Raw genomic sequence first — 22,142 nt, 5'->3', positions numbered from 1 at the left:
ATGGTCACGGTCGGCGGTCGGGAGCCTCATCGGTCGTCGGCAGATGCGCTGCCTGCCACGCCTCAAAGCCGCCGATGACATCGGCGGTGCTCGTCAGACCCATCTGTCGCAGGTTCCACGCGGCCAGCGATGAGGAATAGCCGTGGCGGCAGATGAGGATCCACCGCCGATCGGTTCGATCGGCCTCGGGGATGCGCCAATCGAAGCCGGGGTCGAGACGCCACGGCAGCACGGTCAGGTCGATGGCGAGGGATCCGGGGATCGACGGAGCAGACTCGCGGTGGACCTCGGTGCGGACATCGACGATGATCGCCCCTTGCTGCTGCTCGATGAAGGCGGCGTGTGGAGTCAGCCGGTCGATCTCGGCGCGGGCGCGATCGAGCAGTGCCAACGAGCCGGGTCGGGCGACACCGTCAGCGAGCACCGAAGTCGACCTTGTCGGCTTCCTCGACCTTCGCGGTGCGACCCGGACCCGATTCGAATCCCCAATAGAGGTTCGTGTGTGAGACCACCTGCTCCGGTGGGGGAGCACCCCATTCGGTGAGATCCTCGGTGGTGTGCGCGTCGGAGACCAGCGTGACGTCGTAGCCGCGGGCGAATCCGCCGTGGATGGTCGAGCGCACGCAGGCATCAGATTGGGCACCGGTGACGACGAGGTGGCCGACGTCCTTTCCGGCGAGCACCTCCTCGAAGTCCGTGCCCTCGAATGTATTGCCGTGGGTCTTCTCGATGATCGCTTCGCCCTCAGCGGGGGAGAGCGTGTCGACGATCTGCCATTGCGGGGAATCGATCGGCAGCTCACCGGAGCTGTGCCGGACCCAGACCACCTCGGTGCCGGTGTTCCGGGCACGGTCGACGAGATGGGAGATCGTGAAAATGACCGATTCGGAGTTCCAACTGGCTTGCATGACGCCGTTTTGGACGTCGATGACGACAAGGGCGGAGTTCGGGCGGGTGGACGTCGGCGGTTGAGCTGTGGACATAAGATCCTCCTTGATCAAGGATTATTGTCCTCGCCTCGATCCCAGCAGACAAGAGGTCGGTGTCGGTCCGTTCCGCCGGTGTGAGAATGGGGGAGTGAGCGATTTCTCCGAGGACAACGGCGGTGCCGCCGGTCCGCGCCGTTTCAGCGTGCTGCGCAGTTGGAAGACTGCGCCCTATCTGATCGGATCGGGCACGGCGATGATGGGCGACAATATCGAGCACGTCATCACCTATTGGGTGCTGTGGCAGAAGTTCGAATCCCCGGCGCTCGTCGGATTCCAGCTCATCAGCCACTGGCTGCCCTTCCTGCTCCTGTCCGTCTATGCCGGGTCTCTGGCCGAACGCTTCGACTGCCGCCGCCTCATCCAGATCGGACAGATCATGTTCATGGTCGTGTCCCTGTGTTGGGGGATCCTCTTCGTCACGGACTCTCTGCAGCTGTGGCAGGCCTGCGTGCTGCTCGTCATCCATGGCCTGGCCGGATGTCTGTGGGGTCCTGCCGAGCAGATGATGCTTCATGACTTCGTCGATCGGAAGGAGCTGCCGAGCGCTGTCCGGCTCAATGCGACGTTCCGCAGCCTCGGCATCCTCTTCGGTCCCGTCGTCGGTTCCGCTCTGCTGCTCGGGGTCGGTGCCACGTGGGGCATCTTCATCAACATCGTCTTCTATCTGCCGCTGACGATCTTCCTCATTCGCACCCCCTTCACCGGGCATCTGCGCAGCGGAGGAGTGCGCACCGCGCGGACGACTCTCATCCAGTCGCTGCGGGTGCTCATCGACGTCCGCCACAATCGCGCGATCGTCGGCATGCTGTTGCTGGCCGCGCTCGCCTCGACGACGATCGGGGCGGTGCTGCAGACGGCGATGCCGGTGTTCGGCGACATCCTCAATCCGGTCGGCGGGGACAGTGACTTCACCTATGGCGTGCTGCTCTTCGCCATGGGTGCAGGAGGGGTGCTCGGGGGCTTCGGGCTTGAGGCGACCGGGTGGATCAAGGCCGTTCCGGCTGCCGCGGCACTGGCCGCCGCGGCGATGGGCATCAGCTCTCTGTTCTTCGCCCTGACCTCGCACCTGTGGCTGGCCGTCATCATGCTCGTCATCGCCGGAGTCTCGAAGATCACCGCCGAGTCGACCGAGATGGCGATCATCCAACTCGAAGCGCCGCCGGAGATCCGCGGCCGCGTCATCGGTTCCTATGCGACATTCGGGCCGGGGATGCAGACCTTCTCCGGAGTCACCGTGGGAGTGCTCGGCACGATCGCCACGATTCCCGGAGCCGTTATCATCGGCGGCACGGTCCTGGCCATCGGAGCGGTGGCCATCGGCACCTACGCCATCACAGGAAGGCGCAACCCCCATGCCCCAATTGCTACCTGACGGGGGCGCAGCAACCTGGCGCCAGGTATCTGGGCCGCCGTCACCTGCTTCTGCGCGGGAATTCGGTGTGCCATCGCTCGGGTTCGCCCACGTCAAAGGCACACGACACGAGGCTCGACCGAGCGCAGCCGTCGACGTTCACGGTCCGGTCGGCGATCGTGAGTTCTGCTTCGTCGATGTCGAACGACGACAGGTGCTCAAGACCGTGCAGAATCCTCGGCTCATCCGCATGACCACCTCACTCGTCGACGACATTTTGACGATCACCCTGCCCGACGGGCGCTCTGCCACCGGGGTGCCAGCCGGCTCGGGTGAGCGCCTGACCTGCAATTACTGGAAGCGACCGGTCGACCTCGAACTCACTGACGGCCCGCATTCGGCACTCGCCTCCGAGTGGCTGGGAAAGCCGGTGCGGCTGGCCCGCGCACGTCGTGGAGACGTGATCTACGGAGCTGGTCTGTCGATCGTCACGACCGCGTCGATGAGGGAACTCGCCGATCGGTCGGGTCACCATGAGCTGCTTGATGAGGCCGCCCGATTCCGGGCCACCCTCGTCCTCGACACGGACGAACCCTTCATCGAAGAGACCTGGCGAGGCCGGGATGTGACGGTGAACGTGCCGAACGCCGCCGCCCTGCGTGTGCGGATCGGGGATCCGATTGGGCGGTGTGCCATCCTCGATCTCGACCCGATCACTGGGGAGCGGGGCAGCAATCTGCTCAAGACGCTTGCCGCCAGCCGCCCGCGAAATGAGGCGGGTGAACCGTACTTCGGCGTCAACGCCGAGATCATCGACACCTCTGAGGCCCCGGGCACCGGAGCGGCCACGTCCCAACGCAGGTGACGGCGGCCCAGATACCTGGCGCCAGGTTGCTGCGCCGCCGTCGGGTAGCAATTAGGTGACGGCGCCGCGGACCTTGTGCGCCGGGGTGTCCCAGAGTCGGTTGTCGAGGATGTCGCGCAGGGCCTCGACGGTGTCCCACACCTCGGTGAACCCGATGTAGAGCGGGGTCAATCCGAACCGCAGCACCTCCGGCTCACGGTAGTCGCCGATGATTCCGCGTTCGATGAGCGCGCTCATCACCGCGAATCCCTCGGGGTGGGTGATCGAGACCTGGGATCCGCGATGGGCGTGTTCACGTGGGGTGACGACCTCGACCGGGTGATCGGCCAATCGCTCATCGACGAGGTCGATGAACAGGTCCGACAGGGCCAGGGACTTCTCCCGGATCTGTTCCATGTCCACCCGCGAGTGGATGTCGAGGCCGAGCTCTGCCACGGACATCGACAGGATTCCCTGCGTTCCGGTGAGGTAGCGGCGGATACCGTCGGCCGGCCGGTAGTCCGGGGCCATATCGAAGGGCTGCGCATGCGACCACCACCCCGACAGAGGTTGGCTGAATCGGTTCTGCAGCGCCTCGGCGACCCAGATGAATGCGGGAGACCCGGGTCCGCCGTTGAGGAACTTGTACGTGCAGCCGATCGCCATGTCCGCCCCGGTTCCGGCCAGATCGATGGGCAGAGCACCGGCCGAATGGCACAGGTCCCAGATGACCATGGCTCCGCCGGAATGGATCGCCGAGGTGGTCGTGCCCATATCGAAGAGCCGACCGGTCCGGTAGTTCACATGGGTGAGGACGACGAGGGCCACCTCGTCGGACATCGTGGTCGGGAACCCTGCGGTGACTTCCTCATCGTCGACGAGGCGGACCTCGTATCCGTCGCCGAGCTGCTCGGCCAATCCTTCGAGCATGTAGATATCGGAGGGAAAGTTCTCCCGCTGGGTGAGGATGACCCGCCGGTCCGAGGAGTCCTCGGCCTGCATCTTCAGCGCCGCCGAGGCGGCCTTGAACAGATTGATCGACGTCGTGTCCGTGACGACGGTCGACCCGGCCCCGCCGCCGACGAGCCCGGCGACCTTCTCACCCAGCTTTGCCGGCAGATCCCACCAGCCGGCGGTGTTCCATGACCCGATGAGGCCGGTGCCCCATTCGTCGGTGATGACTTCCTGGGCGCGTTCTGCGGCTCCCTTTGTGCGCGGGCCGAGAGAGTTCCCGTCGAGATAGATCGTGCCTTCCGGGAGCAGGAACTCCTCGCGGCAATCACGCAGAGGATCGTTCGCATCGCGTTGTTCGCAGTCCGCGCGGGTGATTGAACCCGGGGAGCCAGTTGAGTTCGCCGAGGTGGCTGTCCGGTCAGAGGTCGTCATCGTCGCCTTCCGCGTGGTGGGGGAACCGGTGGGTTCGTCTGCCTTCCAGGCTACCGTGCGTCGGCTGATGACGAATTGTGTTCTGCTCATGACGCCAGACGACGGCAGCCGACGGTGGGGAGGACGCCGCCGGGCGATCGTTTCTAGTCTGAGATCAGCACTGACCCGCACGATCTCGACCACACGCTCGACCATTCGATCAGGAGTCCACCCTCATGACTGCAGCCACCACCGAGTTCGACACGACCATCGCCATCAGCGACGAAGAACGCGCCACGCGACTGACCACGGCCGGAGAGGCATGGAACGAACGACTGGCCGCCTCGGCGAAGAACGGGCAGCTGACGTTCTCGGCCTCGGGCACCGCCCGCGGTTCGGTGTCCTCGGTCATCACCGCCGGCCGCCACACCTTCACTGTCGACGAACCGACCCCGCTGGCCGGCGACGACGCCGCCCCGAATCCCGTCGAGTACGCCCTCGGCGCATTGATCTCCTGCCAGGTCGTCGTCTACCGCCTCTACGCCCAGAACCTCGGACTGACCATCGACGCACTCGATGTCAGCGCTGAAGGCGACCTGGATGTGCGGGGACTCTTCGGCGCCGATGAGACCGTGCGCCCCGGATTCTCGTCCGTGCGCGTGAGCGTCAACATCGCCGGACCCGACAGCAACGAGGACTACCAGAAGCTGCAGGAGACCGTGGACGCTCATTGCCCCGTCTTCGACATCTTCACCAACCCGACCCCGATCGACGTCACCGTCACGAAGACCAACTGACCTCCCAGGACTACCCGACGGCGGCACAGCAACCTCGCGCCAGGTTGCTGGGCCGCCGTCGGGTAGCAAATGGGTGTTGACAGGGGGTCTGGGCGCGGTAAGAATCGAAGTCCCACCGTCCAGCCATCCGGCTGTCGTGGACCGTCCGGTGTCGCGTCTCCCGATCCGCCGCCGTCACTGCAAGGGAGCAGTCATGACCCAGATCTTCGTCAACCTTCCGACCACCGACCTCGAGCGTGCCAAGACCTTCTACCAAGCCATCGGCGCCGAGGTGGTGCCCGAGTTCACCGATGACAATGCGTCGTGCATCAAATGGACCGATGACATCTTCTTCATGATCCTCACCCGGGACTACCTCGCCACGTTCACGGACAAACCGATCGTCGACCCGCACACCGCGGCACAGGCGCTGACTGCGATGAGCCGCGAATCCCGCGACGAGGTCGATGCGATGCGCGCCTCGATCCTCGACGCCGGCGGAGGGGAGAACAAAGAACCGCAGGACCTCGGGTTCATGTACGGCATCAGCATGACCGACCCCGACGGCAACATCCTCGAGTTCATGTGGATGGACCCGGCGGCAGCCGAGCAGGGTCCCGAGGCCTTCGAGCAGAACTGAGTATGATCAGCCCGAAACCGATCCGGGGCCGGCTAGGAAGTCGAACTACCCGATGGCGGCACAGCAACCCGGCGCGAGGTTGCTGGGCCGCCGTCAGGTAGCAAATAGGGAGTTTGAGGGGCCCGAGGCGGTCTAGCCTGCTTGGGCGGCGAGCACCTCGAGCACGGAATCGCCGTAGCGGTCGAGCTTCTTCAGACCCACTCCGCTGACCTGACCGAGTTCGCTGATCGTCGTCGGCTTGACCTCGACGATGCCGTAGAGCGTGGCATCGGGGAACACGACGTAGGCGGGCACGCCCTGCTCCTTCGCCTGCTCTCCTCGCCAGGAGCGCAGTGCCTCGAACAGGGAGGCATCGGCGGGGTCGAGCTCGACCTCGGGGCCGCCTCGGCGACTTGATCCGGCCTTCTTCGCTCCGGCTTTCTTCACCGGGTCGACACGCAGTGAGATCTCCTCTTCTCCGCGCAGCACGGGGCCGGCGTTCTCGCCGACCACAAGCACACCGTAGTCACCATGGGATTCGAGGAGGCCGCGGGCGAGCACCTGCCGGATGACGGTCTTCCACTGGCTCTCGGACAGGTCGTCGCCGACGCCCCAGACGCTCAAGCTCTCATGGTCCGAGGCCCGGGACCGGTCATTGTCGTTGCCGCGCAGCACATCGATGACTTGGCCCGAACCGAAACGCTGCCCGCGTTCTCGGTCGAGGCGGATGACGGCCGACAGAAGCTTCTGCACGGCCACGGTCGCGTCCCAGGTCACTGGGGGTGTCATGCAGGTGTCGCAGTTGCCGCACGGTGCGGATTCCTCATCGAAGTACCGCAGCAGCTGCACTCGTCGGCAGTCGACGGTCTCGCAGAGGGCGAGCATCGAATCGAGGTGGCTCATCTGGCGGCGTTTGAACACCTGGTCGCCTTCGCCGGATTCGATGAGTCGACGTTGGGAGACGACATCGCCGAGGCCGTAGACCATCCACGCATCCGCGGGCAGTCCGTCACGGCCGGCTCGACCGGTCTCCTGGTAGTAGCCCTCGACCGAGCGGGGCAGATCGAGGTGGGCGACGAAGCGGACATCGGGTTTGTCGATGCCCATGCCGAAGGCGATCGTGGCGACCATGACGATGCCGTCTTCGCGGAGGAATCTCGCCTGGTTCTCCGCCCGCACCTCGGAGGGCAGCCCTGCGTGGTACGGCAGGGCTGTGAGGCCGCGGGCGACGAGTGCTTCGGCCAGCTGATCGACCCCGCGCCGGGACAGACAGTAGACGATGCCCGAATCCCCGGGGTGTTCGGTGGTGATGAAGTTCAGCAGCTGCGATCTCGCCGAGGCCTTCGGCTCGATCCGGTAGGTGATGTTGGGTCGGTCGAAGCTCGCGACGAAGTGCTCGGCGTCCTGGAGGTGGAGTCGTTCGGTGAGTTCGGCGTGGGTGGCCGGCGTGGCCGTGGCCGTCAGTGCGATGCGCGGGACATCCGGGAATCGTTCGGCCAGGACGCCGAGTCCCAGATAGTCGCTGCGGAAGTCATGTCCCCATTGGGACACGCAGTGGGCTTCGTCGATGGCGAACAGGGAGATCTGTGCCTGCTCGAGCAGTCGCATCGTCCGCGGCAGGACGAGACGCTCGGGCGCGAGGTAGAGCAGGTCGATCTCTCCGGCGAGCAGCTGCTGTTCGACCTGTTGGGCGGTCTCGAAATCGAGGGATGAGTTGAGATAGGCCGCCCGCACGCCGAGATTCTCCAGTGCCGCGACCTGATCGGCCATGAGTGCGATGAGCGGGGAGATGACGACACCTGTACCGTGCCTGACCAGGGCCGGGATCTGATAGCACAGGGATTTTCCGCCGCCGGTGGGCATGAGTACGACCGCATCCCCGCCGCCGACGACTTGGTCGACGATGGCCGCCTGCTGGCCCCGGAACTCTTCATAGCCGAAGACATCGTGGAGGACATCGAGGGCGGAGGTCGTGGCTGCGGAGGTCATGGCTCCCACCCTAGTTCACGTCACTGACCCGAACCTCCACCGGAGACAGCCCACAGCACCCGGCAATCCCATATTTAACGGCCCGCGAACCTCCGTGCCGCCACGAGGCCCAACACGCACACCACGGCCACAGCGACGGCGAAGACGACGGTCGCATTCGCCAGTCCCACCTCGGCGGCGAGGAATCCGGCACCGATCGCCGGAACCGACATGAACACATAGGCGAGGATGAAGTACGAGGTGGTCGCCTCGGTGCGGTGCTCGGGCGCAGTCACCGCGGTGATCGCGCGCATACCGGTCATGAAGACGAGCCCCTGCCCGGCTCCTGCCAACGCTGCGGAGACGATGAGCACCGGCAGCGACCCCGCCATGAGTGCGAAGACGAGTGCACCCATGCTCACGATCATGGTCACGGTCCCGCCGACGATGAGCAGGCGGTCGCTGAACCCGCGCAACAGCACCTGCGCGGTCGCCGAGGCGCCGAAGAGGAGGAACACAACAGCGCCGGTGACCGCGGTCGACGTCACGTGCAGGGTCTGACCGATGAAGCTCGGCGCGATCGCCGAATACAGCCCGCACACCGCGAAGCCGGTGATCGCCCCAGGTGAGGCGGCCAGGAACATGCGCTTCGCCGAGGCGGGAACCCCCGGCAGCTGCAACCGCACAGCCGTCGCCCCGCCGCGCGTCCGGTCCCGCACGAGGATGAGCGCCACCCCGGCGATGATGAGCATGATCGCATTGACGAGGAACGGCGTGAGCAGGGGAGCGGGAGCGAATCGGGCGAGCAGTCCGGAGGACAGGATCCCGAGTCCCAGCCCGCCCATATTCGCCGCCGTCGCCAAGGATCCGGCGAGTCGTTCGCGACCGGCCGGCGCGTTCTCGAGCACGGTGACGGTGGCGGTCGACGTGAAGATCCCCGCGGCCAGCCCGGACAGGACCCGGCCGGCCAACAGCAGGCCGATGTGGGAGCCGATGAGGAAGAGCGCCGCCGAGCCGATCGAGAAGATCACCCCGAGGCTGAGCACCGGCCGACGCCCCAGTCCGTCGGAGAGGCGACCGAAGACGACGAGCGCGCCGATGACACCGACCGCGTAGATCGCGAAGAGCTGAGTGGTGAATGCGGTGCCGAACCCGAACCGCTCCTCATAGAGCGGGTAGAGGGGCGTGGGCAGGGTGGTGCCCATCATGACGACAGTGAACACGTACACCGAGGCGGCCAATCCCCATCCCGTCGCGACGCGCGCTTTCGGGTGCCGCCGGTGTGCCGTCGCCGTTTCGTCGGCCACTGCCGCACCCCTTTTACGTCCGCAATCGTCGCTCGCCGAGGCGGCCCACCGCACCCGTTGCCCCGATCGTCCGAGGACCGATCCGGTGCCCTTCGATCCTGACAGCTGTCTGCAGGCGGTGAACCGACTGCGATTGTACGCTGGAACTGAAAAGCCCATGCCTGCGTGAGCACATGGCGGATTGTGCGCACCCGCGAGAAGGAGCAGATTCCGATGACGACGACCCCGAACAGCCCCGCCGACACCGACCCGACCGCACCAGCGGATCCGACCCGACGTCGTGTGATGAAGACAGCGGGCGTGGCCGGAACGGTGGCGGTCATCGGCGGTTCCGTGGCGGCCACCTCGGCGTGTTCGTCCGACGAGGATGCGGAGCCGACGAAGGACTCGAGCCTGCCGGCATCCGACGTTCCTGTCGGTTCCGGCACCGTCATCGAGGACACCTACGTGATCACTCAGCCGAAGGAAGGCGAGTTCTTCGCGTTCTCATCGGTGTGCACCCACCAGGGCTGCCAGGTCGCTCGCATCACCGAGGAGGCCATCATCTGCCCGTGCCATTCCTCGAACTTCTCGGTGACAACCGGAGAGGTGATCTCCGGTCCGGCCGAGGAACCGCTGCCGAAGTACGAGGTCTCCGAAAGCGGCGGCACGTTGACCGTCAAGGGGCAGTAGGGCACATAGAGACCGACTCGGGCCGACGCGGGCCGCCGTGGTCGGCCGTTCGCGGAGCCGGGCACTCTCCGTCAGAGGAAGAGCCCGGGGAGGACGAGGGCGCCGGCGATGAGGAGCGCGAGCAGGGCGGAGAAGCCGAGCCCGCTCGCTTCGTTCCGGCGTGCCTTCGGATCGTCGGATCGCCACGGCAGGTCCGCCCAGACGAGCGCGGCCCGGAAGACGGAGACGACGATGACGAGCATTCCGGTCAGCCAGACGTAGATGAACCAGCTCTCCCAGCCTCCGAATGGTGTGATGAGGCGGATGAGCAGCACGAATACGACCGCCGTGACCATCCCCGAGAGCAGTCCGATTCGGGACGTCGCGCGGGGCGCCCGCCACGCTGTGAACGCACCCCAGGCCACGATGAGGGCCCCGATGACTGCTGAGACGAGTTCGGGACTCATGAGCGTTCTCCTTTCGTCGAGCCTACGACCGGGGATGCTGTCGCGGTTTCGGACGCGGTTTCGGTTTCGGTCGTGGTGCCGGAATCCGCGCCGGTAGCGGCACCGATGAGCGTTGCGGCAGCATCGACACTGTTCGCTGAATCGTTCAGCACGATGACGCCCTTCCCGGACTTCGGGTCGAAGCCGAGGAAAGACCGAAAGCCGCCGGTGCCGCCGTTGTGCCAGGTGATGGTCGAGCCGTCGTGCGTCGTCGTGAACCACGCCCAGCCGATGCGGTCGTCCTCGAAGTCGGCTCGAGGTTCGGCCGCCTCGGCGCCGGGCGCGGTTCCGTCGCTCACGGCTCGCAGCCAGATCGACAGGTCATGGGTCGTCGATCGAATCGCGCCGGCTGGCGCCGAGCCGCCGAGAGTCCACGGAGCGGCCGGCAACCCCGATGCCGTGAACCCATGGGACAGACCGTCAGCGGACTCCGGGACGAATGTCTCCTTCATCCCCAAGGGTTCGGTGAGGCGGCCGCGAACGAGCTCGGAATAGTCCTGCCCGGCCACCTCGGCGAGGGCCTGGCCGAGGACGGCGAACCCGTAGTTCGAATACTCGGGCTCCGGCTCGCCTACCTCCACGTCGTTGAGGCTCGCCACGATGTCCCCAGTGTCCCCGCGGTAGGGGTCGGTGTGCAGGTAGTTCGACATCACGCTCATCACCCCGTCGCCGAAGCTCGGAGCGGGTTCCTGGGAGGGCAGCCCCGACCGCTGCATCGCAATCGACTCGAGCGTCACCTCGGCGACCTTCCCCTCCAGTTCCGGCCACACCTCGCCGAGGCGGGTGTCCGCCTTCACCTCGCCCCGGTCGATCGCCTCGGCGAAGAGCGCGGCCGTGAATGTCTTCGTGATCGAGCCGATCTCGAACTCGGTGTGCTCCTCGGCTCCGGTGCCCGCGAAGGTCACCGCGCCGTCGCCGTAGCGGCCGCCGTCGCCGTCGATGTGGGCCGCGGCCACATGCTGCCAATGCTGGCTGCCGAGCGCGTCCTCGAGTTCGGTCATGAGCTCGGCGTCCCCTGTCGGCGTGCCCTGGAAGCCGCGCGGCCACGGGGTGATCGCCGCGAGCACAGCGGCTGTGACGGTTGCCGCGATCACGGCAATCAACACTCGCCGAGGCGGCCGTCCCGCAGCCGCAGATGTGCGGTTGAGATCGGAGTCAGTCATCGTTCCTCCTGGTCAGCAGGGGTGGAATGTGTGGTGGTCGGGTCCGGGTCGCGCGGTGGGCGAGCGGCCCGCCGGCGAGAGGTTCTGTCAGTGCGTTCCGATGAGGACGAGGGTGAGCAGCGGAACGACTCGCTGAGCGGGCACGCGCCAGTGTCCGCGGCGGGCGCTCTCTAACCAGCCGGCGCCGGCGAGGGCATGCACATGGTGATAGATCTGCCCGGACGTGCCGAACCGTTCGTCCTTGCCCAGTTCGGCCACCGTGCTCGTGCCCTCATAGATCGCTTGGAGCAGCTGCAGGCGGACCGGGTGACCGAGCGCTGCCAAGGATCCGGCCGCCTCGGCGAAATCGATCTGCGCCAGCCCTGCGCTGCTCAGACCCATCTGCCACGCCACGGGACCGCTGCCGCCCGGGGGAGTCGTGTACCCGGTGTAGGTCACTCCGCCCTCCTCGCCGAGGTGGTCGACGAGCCCGTGCAGCGCCCAGAACGTCTCGGTGTCGCCCGGCAGGGCTGTGTTCCCGGCGGCGGGTTGGACTGACGATTCCGGGCAACCGGATGGCGCCGGTGATTCCGCTCTGATCGACGACGTTCCGTCCGCCTTCTGCTGAGTCACGCCGGGCTCCTGCGATGCAGAGGGTTCTGCGGCTGCAGCCTCGAGCTCGGCGACTCGCTGTTCGAGAGCGGAGAGGCGATCTTCTGCCGACGGTGTTGGTTCCATGCTTGGACAATACAGGAAATACGTAATTACGTAAATGCATGCAGAGCGAAGGGGCGGCTCTCACTCGACCCTGAACCGACGCTGATCGGACAGACTCAGGCAGGCGACCTAGACTGGTGCCGTGATGAGTACCGAAGATCCGCGCACCGAATCCACAGCCCCGCGTAACGAAGCCGCCCCGCAGGCCATTGCCGCAGCGAGTCGACTCGGCTGGCCCATGGTCGTACGCGGAATCCTCGGCGTCGCCTTCGGCATCGTCACCGTCTTCTGGCCCCGCGATTCGAGCAATCCGCTGCAGCTGAGCCTGCCGACCGACGTTGTCGACCACCTCGCGATCGGCTACCTCATCCTCTTTGCCCTGGCCCTGGTCTTCCAGGCCGTGCGCTCGCCGTTGAACGTGCGCACCGCGATCTTCGGACAGGCCGTCATCGCGATCCCGGCCATCGTCTTCCTCTTCCTCGCCGACCAGCCCGCCGAACTGCGCGCGGCCCTGAGCATCTGGGCCCTGCTGCACGGCGCCCTCGAATTCTGGGCCTACCGGCAGCTGCGGTCCCAGCTCATGGCCTCGGATTTCCTCATCGCCTCCGGAGTCCACGTCCTGCTCGGCATCATCCTCGTCTTCGGCGACGGCATGGAGGCCCTGTCGATCCTCGGCTTCACGGGAGCGGCGACCCTCATCGCCGGCGTGATCTTCATCATCGGCGGCTACTCCCGCCTGAGCAAGGGCCGCCAACTGGCCAAGCTCGGTGCCCTGCCCGAACAGATCGACACCCCCGCCGAGGCGGCCGACCCCGCCGACGCTTCCCCCTCGGGTGCCGCTGAAGCCGCCGACGATGCGAACTCGTCCGATGCCGCGGACACGTCGAACCCAGCCGATGCCGCCGGCGAAGCCGATCGCACGGCCGATTCCGGAGATCCGGACGATCCGGACACCGATACCCCAGTGAAGAAAGAGCCCTGACCGGCACCCGAGCCAACCGAGACACCCGAGGTGAGATGAGCACTGTCGAGCACGAGAGCGCAACCGAATCCCGATTGGCCACCATCGCCGCCTCGGTGAGGTCCTCCGAGTTATTGGGCGACCTTGCCGAAGCCAGCCGAGCACTCGACCCGGTCCTCTTCCGGCGCCTCTTCGAACTTTCCCGTTCCCCATCGCTGCTGGTGGCCACCGACTACGACGGGACGATTGCCCCCATCGTCGACATCCCCAGCCAAGCCTTTCCCTTGGAGAGCTCGGTCGACTCACTGCGCGCGCTCGCCTTGCTGCCGTCCACCTCGGCGGGGGTGATCTCCGGTCGCAGTCTGCGTGACCTCGCGGCGATGTCGCGCCTGCCCCGGGAGGTCCACCTCTTCGGGTCCCACGGCGGTGAGACCGATACATTCACCATCGACACGCTCACCGAAGAGCAGCGGGCGGTCCTCGCCGACTTCCGCGCCGACCTCACCCGCGCGCTGCCGCGCGCTGTCATCGAGCACAAGACCACCGGCGCGGCCGTGCACCTGCGCGGACTCGACGAGGCCGGCCGGCGGGAGATCGAAGCCGCCGTCGAGAAGCTCGCCGACGCCCACCCGATCCACCCCACCCGCGGCAAGCAGGTCATCGACCTGTCCGTCGTACCTTCGTCGAAGGCCGACGCGCTGACCCGTCTGCGCAGCCAGACAGGCGCGGAAGCCGTCGTCTTCATCGGCGATGACACCGCCGACGAGTTCGCTCTCGAAACCCTCGGCGCCGATGACCTCGGGCTCAAGGTCGGAACTCAGACCGCACCAACTCACGCCGACTTCCGGCTGGACTCACCGGCCGAGGTCTCCACCGTCCTCAGTGCCCTGTTCGAGCTGCGCAAGTCCTGGCTCTTCGGCCGCCGCGCCACCCCGATCCAGCGGCACAGCCTCATCGGCAACGGACAGTCGACCGCGCTCATCGACCCCACCGGCAGCATCTGCTGGATGCCGCACCCGCTGCCGCATTCGGCGTCGATGTTCTCCGAGATCCTCGGCTCCGAGGCGGCAGGATTCTTCGCCGTGGCACCGGCCAACGGGGCCGCCCCGCTGACCCAGCGCTACCTCGGGAACTCGACCCTGCTCGAGACCCGGTGGGCCGGACTGAGCTGTGTCGACTACCTCGCTCCCGTCGACGGGCACAGCGATGACACGATCGTCGTCCGCGTGCTCACCGGCGACACCCCGACCCGCATCCGCTTCGCACCCAGGCTCGACTACGCCACGGTTCCCACCCGCATGACCCGGTCCGATGATGGTGTGGCGGTGCTCGGCACCGCCGAGCCGATCGAACTCCACGCCCCCGGAATCGACTTCGACATCGTCGAGAACGGCGACTCCCACACCGCCGAGGCGACCGTCGTCCCCTCGCAGCAGCCCGGCGGATCCGTCGTCCTCGTCCTCGCCTGTGGGACGGGCACGGGCGACGCCGGATACATGGCCACCGGCGGCGAGCATCATGTGCGCGAACGCGCCCTGAACTTCTGGACGAACTGGGTCGAATCACTGACTCTGCCCGGTCACCACCGCGAAGAGGTCGTCCGCTCCGCGATCACCCTGCGCGCTCTGTGCCACGAACCCACCGGCGGAGTCCTCGCCGCCCCCACGACCTCCCTGCCCGAGGGCATCGGCGGCGTCCGCAACTGGGACTACCGCTATACATGGCTGCGCGACGGATCGATGACCGTCCGCGCCCTGCTCGCCCTCGGTTCCACCGGTGAGGCCGAAGGATTCCTCTCCTGGCTGTCGGGGGTGCTCGAGCGCACGGTCTCACCCGAACAGCTGCATCCGCTCTACGCCGTCGACGGCTCGGCCCTGACCACCGAGGCGGTGCTCAACCACCTGCCCGGATACGCCGGATCACGGCCGGTGCGGGTCGGCAACGCCGCCGAACATCAGGTCCAACTCGACGTGTTCGGCCCGGTCACGGAGCTCCTCGACGAACTCAGCGACCACCTCGGCGAGTTGCCCGAGGATTATTGGACGCTCACCTGTCAGATGGTCGAGGCCGTGGGCAAACGGTGGTTCGAGGCCGATCACGGGATCTGGGAAGCCAGGCGTCCGCCGAAGCACAACGTGTACACGCGCGTGATGTGCTGGGTGACGGTCGATCGGGCGCTGCGGATCGCGGACCGGTTCGATCGTGAGCCGCCCGGTGCGTGGCGGCAACTGCGCGAGGAGATCGCCCACGACGTGCTCACGCATGGCTTTAACGAGGAAGTCGGAGCATTCACCGTCGCCTACGGTGAGACGGACCTGGACTCGGCCGCACTGTTCGTCGGACTCTCGGGACTGCTCGCCGCCGACGATCCGCGCTTCGTGTCCACCGTCGATGCGATCGAACGCGAGCTGCGGGTCGGCCCGACGGTGTTCCGCTATCGCTACGATGACGGGCTGCCCGGGCTCGAGGGCGGATTCCACATCTGTACGACCTGGCTCATCGAAGCCTTCATCAAGGTCGGTCGCATCGACGACGCCTGGGATCTATTCCGGCAGGTCGACAACTTGCTCGGGCCCACCGGGCTGCTGTCAGAGGAATACGACCCCGTCGCCGAGATGCACCTGGGCAACCACCCGCAGGCGTACTCACACCTCGGCTACATCCGCGTCGTCCAACAGCTCGACGCCCACCGCCCGAGCTGAGGCAACGCTGCCTGCCGCGGCGGACCCTGTCCGCGCGATAAATGTGCGCAGATTGCCAACTCCGAGCTGGAAATGGGCAATCTGCGCACACTTATCCTGCCGTCAGACGGCGGACGCTCAGTGGTGCCAGCTGTCCTGTCGCGCTCAGCTCACTCGACGAGGAGGGTGACCACCTCGGCGACGCAGGCGGGGCGATCCTGGCCGTCGATCTCGATCGTGTGTTCGAGGATGACTTGCGTGCCCTTCTCCCCGCGGATGACGTCCTTGACGGTGATGGTTCCGCGCAGTCGGGAGCCGACGACGACGGGCTGGAGGAAGCGGACCTTGTTCAGGCCATAGTTGACGCGGATCGACACGCCTTCGATCGTGAAGACCTCCGTGGAGAACTTCGGAATGAGCGAGAGGGTGAAGAATCCGTGGACGATCGTCGCACCGTAGGGGCCTTCGGCCGCGCGAGCTTCGTCCACGTGGATCCACTGGTGGTCGCCGGTGACATCGGCGAAGGTGTTGATGGCGTCCTGATCCATCGTCATCCATTCGGAGGAGCCGAGCTCCTGGCCGATGAGCGATTCGATCTCGTCGATGCCGTTGATTGTGCGCACGTGGTTCTCCTTTGATCCTGGCTCAGATGCTGAGCGGACATTCGATTGAAGTCTGCTGTTCTTGGCATCATACGTGGCCGTCCGGTCGACGCCACACAGCCGTCCGGACTGTGAGTCCCAAAATCCGAGTCCGTTAGGTTGACGGTTCAAGTCCGTTAGGTTGGAGGCATGGCCGAACAATCACAGGAGCGCCCGGAGACGCTGACGCATCCCCTCTCGCCGAGGTGGCTGGAACGTCCCGACGGCTATCGTCACTTCGAATCCGCGTACTTCGTCGGCCACGGGACAGACACGTTCGAGCGCTGCGCCGAGGAGCTACTGCACTGGGAGGTCAAGATCCGCAGCGGCTTCGACATCGAGGTGGACGTCGGCGACGTCCTCGTCGGAAGTGCGGACACGGTCAGTCGAGCGGCTGGAGCGGAGTCGACGGCCGATGTCGACGCTCGCGCGGACGGAGTGAGACCTGGTAGGCCGCCTCGTGTGGAGCCGGGGCAGGAGCCGACGATCCGCGTGCGCCTCGGGCCCTTCCGCCTGCCTGAGCCCTCACGAGTCATCGACGTCTTCGAAGCGGAGGACCGATGCGGATTCACCTATGGCACGAAGCCGGGACATCCGATCACCGGAGAGGAGTCATTCATCCTCATCCGCACGGCCGAGGACCGGGTCTTCCTCGTCCTGAGGTCGGTCTCGCGGGCGGGGCTGGGCATCTGGAGACTCGGCGAACCGTTCGTCCGGCTCGCTCAGATCATCTACCGCCGCCGTTACGGACTAGCCTTGCGCCGCTGATCGATCACTTGCCGGGAATCGAGTCGCGGGCGGGGGTGTATTCCCAGTGCCACGGCTCGTACATGCTCGCCTTGGCCCAGTCGGGGTTCTCCCAGCCGTATTCGTCTCCGTGCTCGACGAGCCAGTTCCAGGCTCCGGTCTTGTTGGCGACTCCGCCGCCGAGGTCGAGTGCGATTCCCCAACCATGCAGTGAGGTGCCCGGCTTGGCGGCCAGCCCCGGCTTCCGGCCGGCGACCGAGAGCTGTCCGGCCATGTCGCGGTAGGAGTCCGTGATCTCGAGCTCCTTGCCGGTGTCCTTCTTGTACGCGGCATTCATCTTCGCGAAGGAGACAGCGGCGTCGGCGCGGAGTCGGTGGTCTTCCTTGCCGAGGTCGCACAGCCACTCGTCGGGCAGTTCGCCGTTGCCGGCGGACTGGTCGAAGTTCTGCTTCGCATCGCAGCCGGGCAGGGCGCTCTTCTCAACAGCGCGGGACGCGGCTTCGACCTTCTTCTGCTTGGCGCTCGGCACGCCGATCTCCATCGATGACTTTCCCTTGACTTCCGGGACGTCGGCGTTGACCTTCTCAGCATTGATGGCGGCGGGCTCACCGGCGGCGGTCGGGTCGGTCTTGACCTCGGCACCTCCGCTGAGGTTGTTGACCAGCATGGTCACGGCAGTGGCGGCACCCGCCACTGAGACGGCTGCCAGAGTCGAGACGGTCCGCACTTTCTTCTTTCGCACGGACTTGAGCAGCGCACCATCGGACCCGCGGCTCTCGGCGGCTCCTGCGCTGACCCGACGGGCAGACGAGGCAGACGGTGAGCCGAAGGTCGTGGGGACCGCGGCTGCTTCACGCGCCATTGCGGCACGACGCGGAGACGCCTGAGCGGCCCGCGCCTCGTCGGCCATTGCTGCGCGCCTGGGCGACAGGGACTCGGCAGAAGAGTCAGTGGATGCAGGCGCGGTCGGTGCCCCGGTGCTGCGCGACGAGGTGCGTGCGCGTGAGAACGGGGACGATGAGCGACGCCTGTGCAGATCCCGTCGACGCACCGTTGGTTCTGTGGTCGATGATGACTCTGACATAACTCTCCGTGTGACTGTGACTCGTCGAAGACCGCCGAGGTTTCGACGACTTCAATACAACATCACAAAAGTGTAACGGGAATATATAGAACCTGTCATATTTTGGTGACGAGTTGCACTCGCGGTCGGTCAGCTGTTGTCCAGGCTGGGTCCAGCGAAACCTCGGAGTCCGGGCATCAGACCAGGTCAGCACCCTGAATGGAGTTGAGGGGCCGCCTCGGCGAAATCATTCGGATCGGCTCTCGATGTACTCCCGGAGCGCGCGATCCTGGGCCTCCTCGTCAGGGAAGATCACCTCGGTTCGCGCGCCTCCCGTTACGGGGTCGTTACTGAAGATCAGCGTGATGCCGAGCAGCCGAGCCTGCCCCTGAGCGATGACGAGACCGAGGCCCATTCCGCCGCCGCCGGCGGAGACGAAGCGGGTCGGGCCGGTGTTGACGATGTCCGGTGGGTAGCCGGAGCCGGAGTCGGTGACGACGATGCTGCGCGTGCTCGTCTCCAGGCGGATGGGATCTCCACCGTGTTTGATCGCGTTGACGAGCAGGTTCGAGACGATGCGCTCGAAACGGCGGACATCGGTGACCAGCGTCGAATTCAGCGCCGCCAGATGGGTGTCGATCTGATGACCGGCGAGGGCACCCGAGGCTTCCATCGTGCCCAGCAGGGACCGGATCGCCTGATCGACGTCGACGCGGGTGAACTCCGGGTTGGCGCGGCCGGCGTCGAGGCGGGAGACCTCGAGGAGATCTTCGACGAGGACCTGCATGCGCACGACCCGGTCCTTGACGAGTTCGGCCGGGCGGGAATCCTCTTCGAGCAGGTTGGCGGCGTTGACCAGACCGGTCAGCGGGGTGCGCATCTCGTGCGCAAGGTCGGCGGTGAAGCGCTGCTCGGAGTCGATGCGTTCGGTCAGTCGGGCTACCGCGGTATCGACGGCCGTGGCGAAGGCCCACACCTCCTGATCGGATTCGTCGATGACATCGGCGATGCGCGTCGTCGTGTCCCCGGCGGCGATCTTCCTGGCAGCCTGAGCGCCGAGGGTGAGCCTGCGGGAGATGCGGCCGGCGACGATCGATCCCACACCGCCGACAACGAGGGCGGAGCCGATCATGCCCACCAGCAGTGCTTGGTCGATGCGGCCGATGAGCTCTTGGCTGTCCTTCGTCGAGGCGCGCACGGAGATCACCTGGGTGTGCGAACCGACCTCGATCGGGGCGGCGGCCCACACGATCTCCTCACCGTCGACCTCGGACCGGATCGTCACACTCTGGCCCTTGAGCGCGGACTTGCGCGCTTCCTTGGGCAGCTCCGGATCGTCGATGCGGGCATTGAGGGTGAGCACTCCGGTTTCGGAGAAGATGGCCGTCGCATTCGTCAGCTGCTCCGTCACGGTCGAACGCATCCGGTCGTCCTCGGCTCGTGCGGCGGATTGGCGCAACACGATCGAGCACGACAGCACGGCGATGATCACCGAGGCGACGATGAGCAGAGAGATCTTCCAGCGCAGCGACATGCGATCAGCCTGCGAAGCGGTAACCGAATCCGCGAACGGTTTCGATCATGTTCGCCCCGATCTTCTTCCGCAGGCGCTGGATGTGAACGTCGACGACGCGGGAGTCACCGGCCCATTCGTATCCCCATACCGTGAACGCGATCTTCTCCCGGGAGTACACATGTTCGGGCTGCTCGGTCAGCAGCAGGAGGACGCGCAGCTCGGTCGGGGTGAGGTGGACTTCCTCTCCGTCGACCTCGACGGTCAGCCGGCCGGTGTCGAGGACGAGGGATCCCAGTCGTGTGCGGAACGGACCCAGCCCGCCGTCGGAGCCGGACGGGTCCTGGGCCACAGTGGGCGTGCCGCTCGGGCGGGGTGGAACCCCGGTGCCGCCGATCGCCTCTTCGTCGTCATCCGTCTCGGGGGCGGTGGTGAATTTCCCACCGGCACCGAGGTAGGTGTCATCGGATTCGAGCTGCGCTCGCAGTCGATCCCGGGTGTCCATTCCGGGGCTGGCGCCGAGGACCTCGGGGATGCCGTCGCCGGTGACCATGCCGCCGGGACCGATGACGGTTTCGTGATGCTCATCCGCCTCGGGGGCGGGGGAGTAGCCGAACCGATCGGTGCCGGTGGTGATGAAGCGGCGGACGACCGCGCGGATGCGGGCGTTGAGCACCTGCATGTCGAAGGGCTTGGTGAGGTAGTCATCGGCTCCCGCCTCGAGAGCCTGGACGATGTCGATGGCATCGGAGCGGGCGGAGATGATGATGATCGGGATCGTCGAACGTTCGCGCACGGCACGGCAGATGGACGCGCCGTTCATCGTCGGCAGCATGAGATCCAGAAGCAGGACGTCGGCGCCGTTGGCGGAGACGAACTCGTACCCCTCGCGGCCGTCGGCAAAGGCCGAGACCGTGTAATCGAAGCGTTCGAGTCCGATCTGCGTCGTTTCGCGGATGACCTCGTCATCCTCGACCAGAACTATGTGCATTACGTTTCTCCATTAAGCCGCGTGAAGCGTTGACCTGGTTCAAACCTACCGTCGTGCAGGCGGAACACCTGCACCGACCAGCCGGACGGGCAGCATGCTTTGTCCCCGTCAGCGAACATGGCCTCCTGCACCACCAGTGTCCCATTTCTGCCGGGACTGACCTTGAGCTGATTGCCTGTGGCGATGAGCTCGAGGCGGGGCTTGCCCCTCTGTTCGCTGATGACAGCGCCGGCGATGATCTCATTCCGCTGTTTGGGGTTGGCCACCGTGACCAGCTGGAACTTCTGTTCACCGCTGAGGAACGGCGACGCGAACTTCAGACAATCCTCGCAGTCGGCAACGACTTTGGCGGTCTCCGTGGCGCTGCCGGTGACGGCGATTCCCGAGGACGATTCGATGGCCTTGCGGACCTCGTCGAGCGAGAACGGTTCGTTCGCCTGGCCGGCTGCCTCGGTGTTGGGGGCGAAGAGTGAGGGGGAGGGGTTGCCCTCGGGGGAGACCTTGAGCCCGCGATCGGGTCCGCACGCTGTGACGGTGAGAGTCATGACCGCCGCGAGGATGAGCGCGGTGAAGGTACGGAGGGTGCGACGGGGGGATGCCGAGTGGGGTATGTCGAGGGGGCCGGGGCCGACGGCTGCGACGCCTGCGGCGGTGGTCGTCGGTGCAGTGGTGTCCGCGCATGATTCACAGCCAGGCGGGGCCTGGCTGGAGTGAAATGAGCGCAGCTCCTCCCCGGAGGCGCGTCTGACAGTGACGGGCACATCCTCATTTTTGCCTGTTCCGAGCCTGTAGTCCACCTGATCATCGGCGCAGAGGGCTCAGCGCCGTCGTCGGATCCACCTGCCGTCGTGTCGTCCGCCGGTTTCAAGGCGTCTTGTGGCCGCCTCGGTGCTTGGGATGGACGGTTGGCGGGGCCCACCTCGGTGCCGGTGGAATCGAAGTTCCAGTTGGGGTCGACCGAGATTTGATCTCGCCCACAGGATGGGACTGCTCTCAGGTCGGACCGGTAGAATGAGAGGCATGGCGCCCACGAACACCCCGAAGAAGAAGTCCACAGGCGGCAAGCCCACCAGCACGGTGTCCTACAAGGACGCGATCAAAGTCGGCGCCGTCTGCGGAATCGTCACTCTCGTCCTCGCGATCATCGTCACTCGAGCTTGGCAGGACGGCCGCGCCTTCGGCTACGCGTTCATCTACGCCGGAGCCGCATTTGTGCTGGTGTCGGGCTTCACGAGCTACCTCAACTGGGTGATGCGCAAGGATACGCAGAACCAGAACCAGTCCTACCCGGTCATGCGGTAAGACGTCCC

22 protein-coding genes are annotated in these 22,142 nt (G+C 66.1%); 9 read left to right on the top strand and 13 right to left on the bottom strand.

Translation table 11 applies throughout. From position 1 onward, the window contains the following. Positions 1-4 precede the first annotated feature (4 nt). Positions 5-424, bottom strand: coding sequence for a rhodanese-like domain-containing protein (locus KTJ89_RS16270; RefSeq protein WP_139467489.1), 420 nt, complete (start codon positions 422-424; stop codon positions 5-7). Then, positions 414-983, bottom strand: a complete 570-nt coding sequence (locus KTJ89_RS16265; RefSeq protein WP_259358478.1) for a cysteine hydrolase family protein — start codon at positions 981-983, stop codon at positions 414-416. The genes KTJ89_RS16270 and KTJ89_RS16265 overlap by 11 nt, the downstream gene beginning before the upstream one ends. A gap of 94 nt (positions 984-1,077) precedes the next feature. Here KTJ89_RS16265 and KTJ89_RS16260 point away from each other — a divergent pair, with 94 nt between their 5' ends. Beyond that, a complete protein-coding gene (locus tag KTJ89_RS16260; RefSeq protein ID WP_259358477.1) occupies positions 1,078-2,361 on the top strand; it encodes an MFS transporter in 1,284 nt (427 codons plus the stop codon). A gap of 67 nt (positions 2,362-2,428) precedes the next feature. Further along, positions 2,429-3,205, top strand: coding sequence for an MOSC domain-containing protein (locus tag KTJ89_RS16255; protein ID WP_259358476.1), 777 nt, complete (start codon positions 2,429-2,431; stop codon positions 3,203-3,205). Positions 3,206-3,256: 51 nt separating this feature from the next. Here KTJ89_RS16255 and kynU read toward each other — a convergent pair whose 3' ends face one another. Continuing rightward, positions 3,257-4,660 (bottom strand): kynureninase, encoded by a 1,404-nt coding sequence (kynU, locus tag KTJ89_RS16250; protein WP_248283857.1) that lies wholly within the window; start codon positions 4,658-4,660, stop codon positions 3,257-3,259. A 125-nt stretch (positions 4,661-4,785) separates the two neighbouring features. On the opposite strand from kynU, the gene KTJ89_RS16245 reads away from it, so the two are divergent. Together KTJ89_RS16245 and KTJ89_RS16240 are read left to right on the top strand one after the other, a co-directional pair. Beyond that, complete coding sequence (locus KTJ89_RS16245; protein WP_259358475.1) at positions 4,786-5,346, top strand: OsmC family protein; 561 nt, start codon at positions 4,786-4,788, stop codon at positions 5,344-5,346. Between the two features lie 193 nt (positions 5,347-5,539). Then, on the top strand, positions 5,540-5,965 hold the full coding sequence (locus KTJ89_RS16240; protein WP_139909362.1) for a VOC family protein: 426 nt from the start codon (positions 5,540-5,542) through the stop codon (positions 5,963-5,965). A gap of 132 nt (positions 5,966-6,097) precedes the next feature. Here KTJ89_RS16240 and recQ read toward each other — a convergent pair whose 3' ends face one another. Both recQ and KTJ89_RS16230 read right to left on the bottom strand, forming a co-directional pair. Continuing rightward, positions 6,098-7,933 carry a DNA helicase RecQ gene (recQ, locus tag KTJ89_RS16235; RefSeq protein ID WP_139467483.1) on the bottom strand — a complete coding sequence of 612 codons (1,836 nt, stop codon included), beginning with the start codon at positions 7,931-7,933 and terminating at the stop codon, positions 6,098-6,100. A 74-nt stretch (positions 7,934-8,007) separates the two neighbouring features. Continuing rightward, a complete protein-coding gene (locus tag KTJ89_RS16230) occupies positions 8,008-9,219 on the bottom strand; it encodes an MFS transporter (protein ID WP_259358474.1) in 1,212 nt (403 codons plus the stop codon). Between the two features lie 213 nt (positions 9,220-9,432). Between KTJ89_RS16230 and KTJ89_RS16225 the strand changes: the two genes are divergently transcribed. Continuing rightward, positions 9,433-9,891 (top strand): Rieske (2Fe-2S) protein, encoded by a 459-nt coding sequence (locus tag KTJ89_RS16225; RefSeq protein WP_259358473.1) that lies wholly within the window; start codon positions 9,433-9,435, stop codon positions 9,889-9,891. Between the two features lie 71 nt (positions 9,892-9,962). Here the strand turns inward: KTJ89_RS16225 and KTJ89_RS16220 are convergent, their stop codons facing one another. From KTJ89_RS16220 to KTJ89_RS16210, 3 genes are all read right to left on the bottom strand, one after another. Continuing rightward, on the bottom strand, positions 9,963-10,337 hold the full coding sequence (locus tag KTJ89_RS16220; protein ID WP_259358472.1) for a hypothetical protein: 375 nt from the start codon (positions 10,335-10,337) through the stop codon (positions 9,963-9,965). Further along, entirely contained in the window at positions 10,334-11,539 is a 1,206-nt protein-coding gene (locus KTJ89_RS16215) for a serine hydrolase domain-containing protein (protein WP_259358471.1), read from the bottom strand. Before KTJ89_RS16215 ends, KTJ89_RS16220 begins: the two co-directional genes overlap by 4 nt. Before the next feature lie 87 nt (positions 11,540-11,626). Next, on the bottom strand, positions 11,627-12,256 hold the full coding sequence (locus KTJ89_RS16210) for an ArsR/SmtB family transcription factor (RefSeq protein WP_259358470.1): 630 nt from the start codon (positions 12,254-12,256) through the stop codon (positions 11,627-11,629). A 124-nt stretch (positions 12,257-12,380) separates the two neighbouring features. Here KTJ89_RS16210 and KTJ89_RS16205 point away from each other — a divergent pair, with 124 nt between their 5' ends. Next, positions 12,381-13,217, top strand: coding sequence for an HdeD family acid-resistance protein (locus KTJ89_RS16205; RefSeq protein ID WP_259358469.1), 837 nt, complete (start codon positions 12,381-12,383; stop codon positions 13,215-13,217). A 35-nt stretch (positions 13,218-13,252) separates the two neighbouring features. Further along, on the top strand, positions 13,253-15,898 hold the full coding sequence (gene otsB, locus KTJ89_RS16200; RefSeq protein WP_259358468.1) for a trehalose-phosphatase: 2,646 nt from the start codon (positions 13,253-13,255) through the stop codon (positions 15,896-15,898). Between the two features lie 149 nt (positions 15,899-16,047). Here otsB and KTJ89_RS16195 read toward each other — a convergent pair whose 3' ends face one another. Beyond that, entirely contained in the window at positions 16,048-16,500 is a 453-nt protein-coding gene (locus KTJ89_RS16195) for a MaoC family dehydratase (RefSeq protein ID WP_259358467.1), read from the bottom strand. A gap of 168 nt (positions 16,501-16,668) precedes the next feature. On the opposite strand from KTJ89_RS16195, the gene KTJ89_RS16190 reads away from it, so the two are divergent. Further along, the gene (locus KTJ89_RS16190) at positions 16,669-17,286 is read left to right on the top strand and encodes a DUF1990 domain-containing protein (RefSeq protein WP_259358466.1); all 618 of its coding nucleotides are present in this window, start codon (positions 16,669-16,671) and stop codon (positions 17,284-17,286) included. 4 nt (positions 17,287-17,290) lie between these two features. Here the strand turns inward: KTJ89_RS16190 and KTJ89_RS16185 are convergent, their stop codons facing one another. The 4 genes from KTJ89_RS16185 to KTJ89_RS16170 all read right to left on the bottom strand — a co-directional run bounded on the left by KTJ89_RS16185 (position 17,291) and on the right by KTJ89_RS16170 (position 21,377). Beyond that, a complete protein-coding gene (locus tag KTJ89_RS16185; protein WP_259358465.1) occupies positions 17,291-18,175 on the bottom strand; it encodes a M15 family metallopeptidase in 885 nt (294 codons plus the stop codon). Positions 18,176-18,575: 400 nt separating this feature from the next. Further along, positions 18,576-19,862 (bottom strand): sensor histidine kinase, encoded by a 1,287-nt coding sequence (locus KTJ89_RS16180; RefSeq protein WP_139467474.1) that lies wholly within the window; start codon positions 19,860-19,862, stop codon positions 18,576-18,578. A gap of 4 nt (positions 19,863-19,866) precedes the next feature. Beyond that, positions 19,867-20,832, bottom strand: a complete 966-nt coding sequence (locus tag KTJ89_RS16175; RefSeq protein ID WP_259358464.1) for a response regulator transcription factor — start codon at positions 20,830-20,832, stop codon at positions 19,867-19,869. Beyond that, entirely contained in the window at positions 20,832-21,377 is a 546-nt protein-coding gene (locus KTJ89_RS16170) for a hypothetical protein (RefSeq protein WP_173157836.1), read from the bottom strand. The genes KTJ89_RS16175 and KTJ89_RS16170 overlap by 1 nt, the downstream gene beginning before the upstream one ends. Positions 21,378-21,852: 475 nt before the next feature. Between KTJ89_RS16170 and KTJ89_RS16165 the strand changes: the two genes are divergently transcribed. Beyond that, positions 21,853-22,134 (top strand): hypothetical protein, encoded by a 282-nt coding sequence (locus tag KTJ89_RS16165; protein ID WP_139467472.1) that lies wholly within the window; start codon positions 21,853-21,855, stop codon positions 22,132-22,134. The last annotated feature ends 8 nt before the right edge of the window (positions 22,135-22,142 follow it).

The organism is Brevibacterium sediminis (genome assembly GCF_024895295.1).
In the GTDB taxonomy this organism is placed as follows: domain Bacteria; phylum Actinomycetota; class Actinomycetes; order Actinomycetales; family Brevibacteriaceae; genus Brevibacterium; species Brevibacterium sediminis.
The sequence above is the reverse complement of the archived record's forward strand: the minus strand, read 5'-3'. Positions and strand labels throughout refer to the sequence as shown.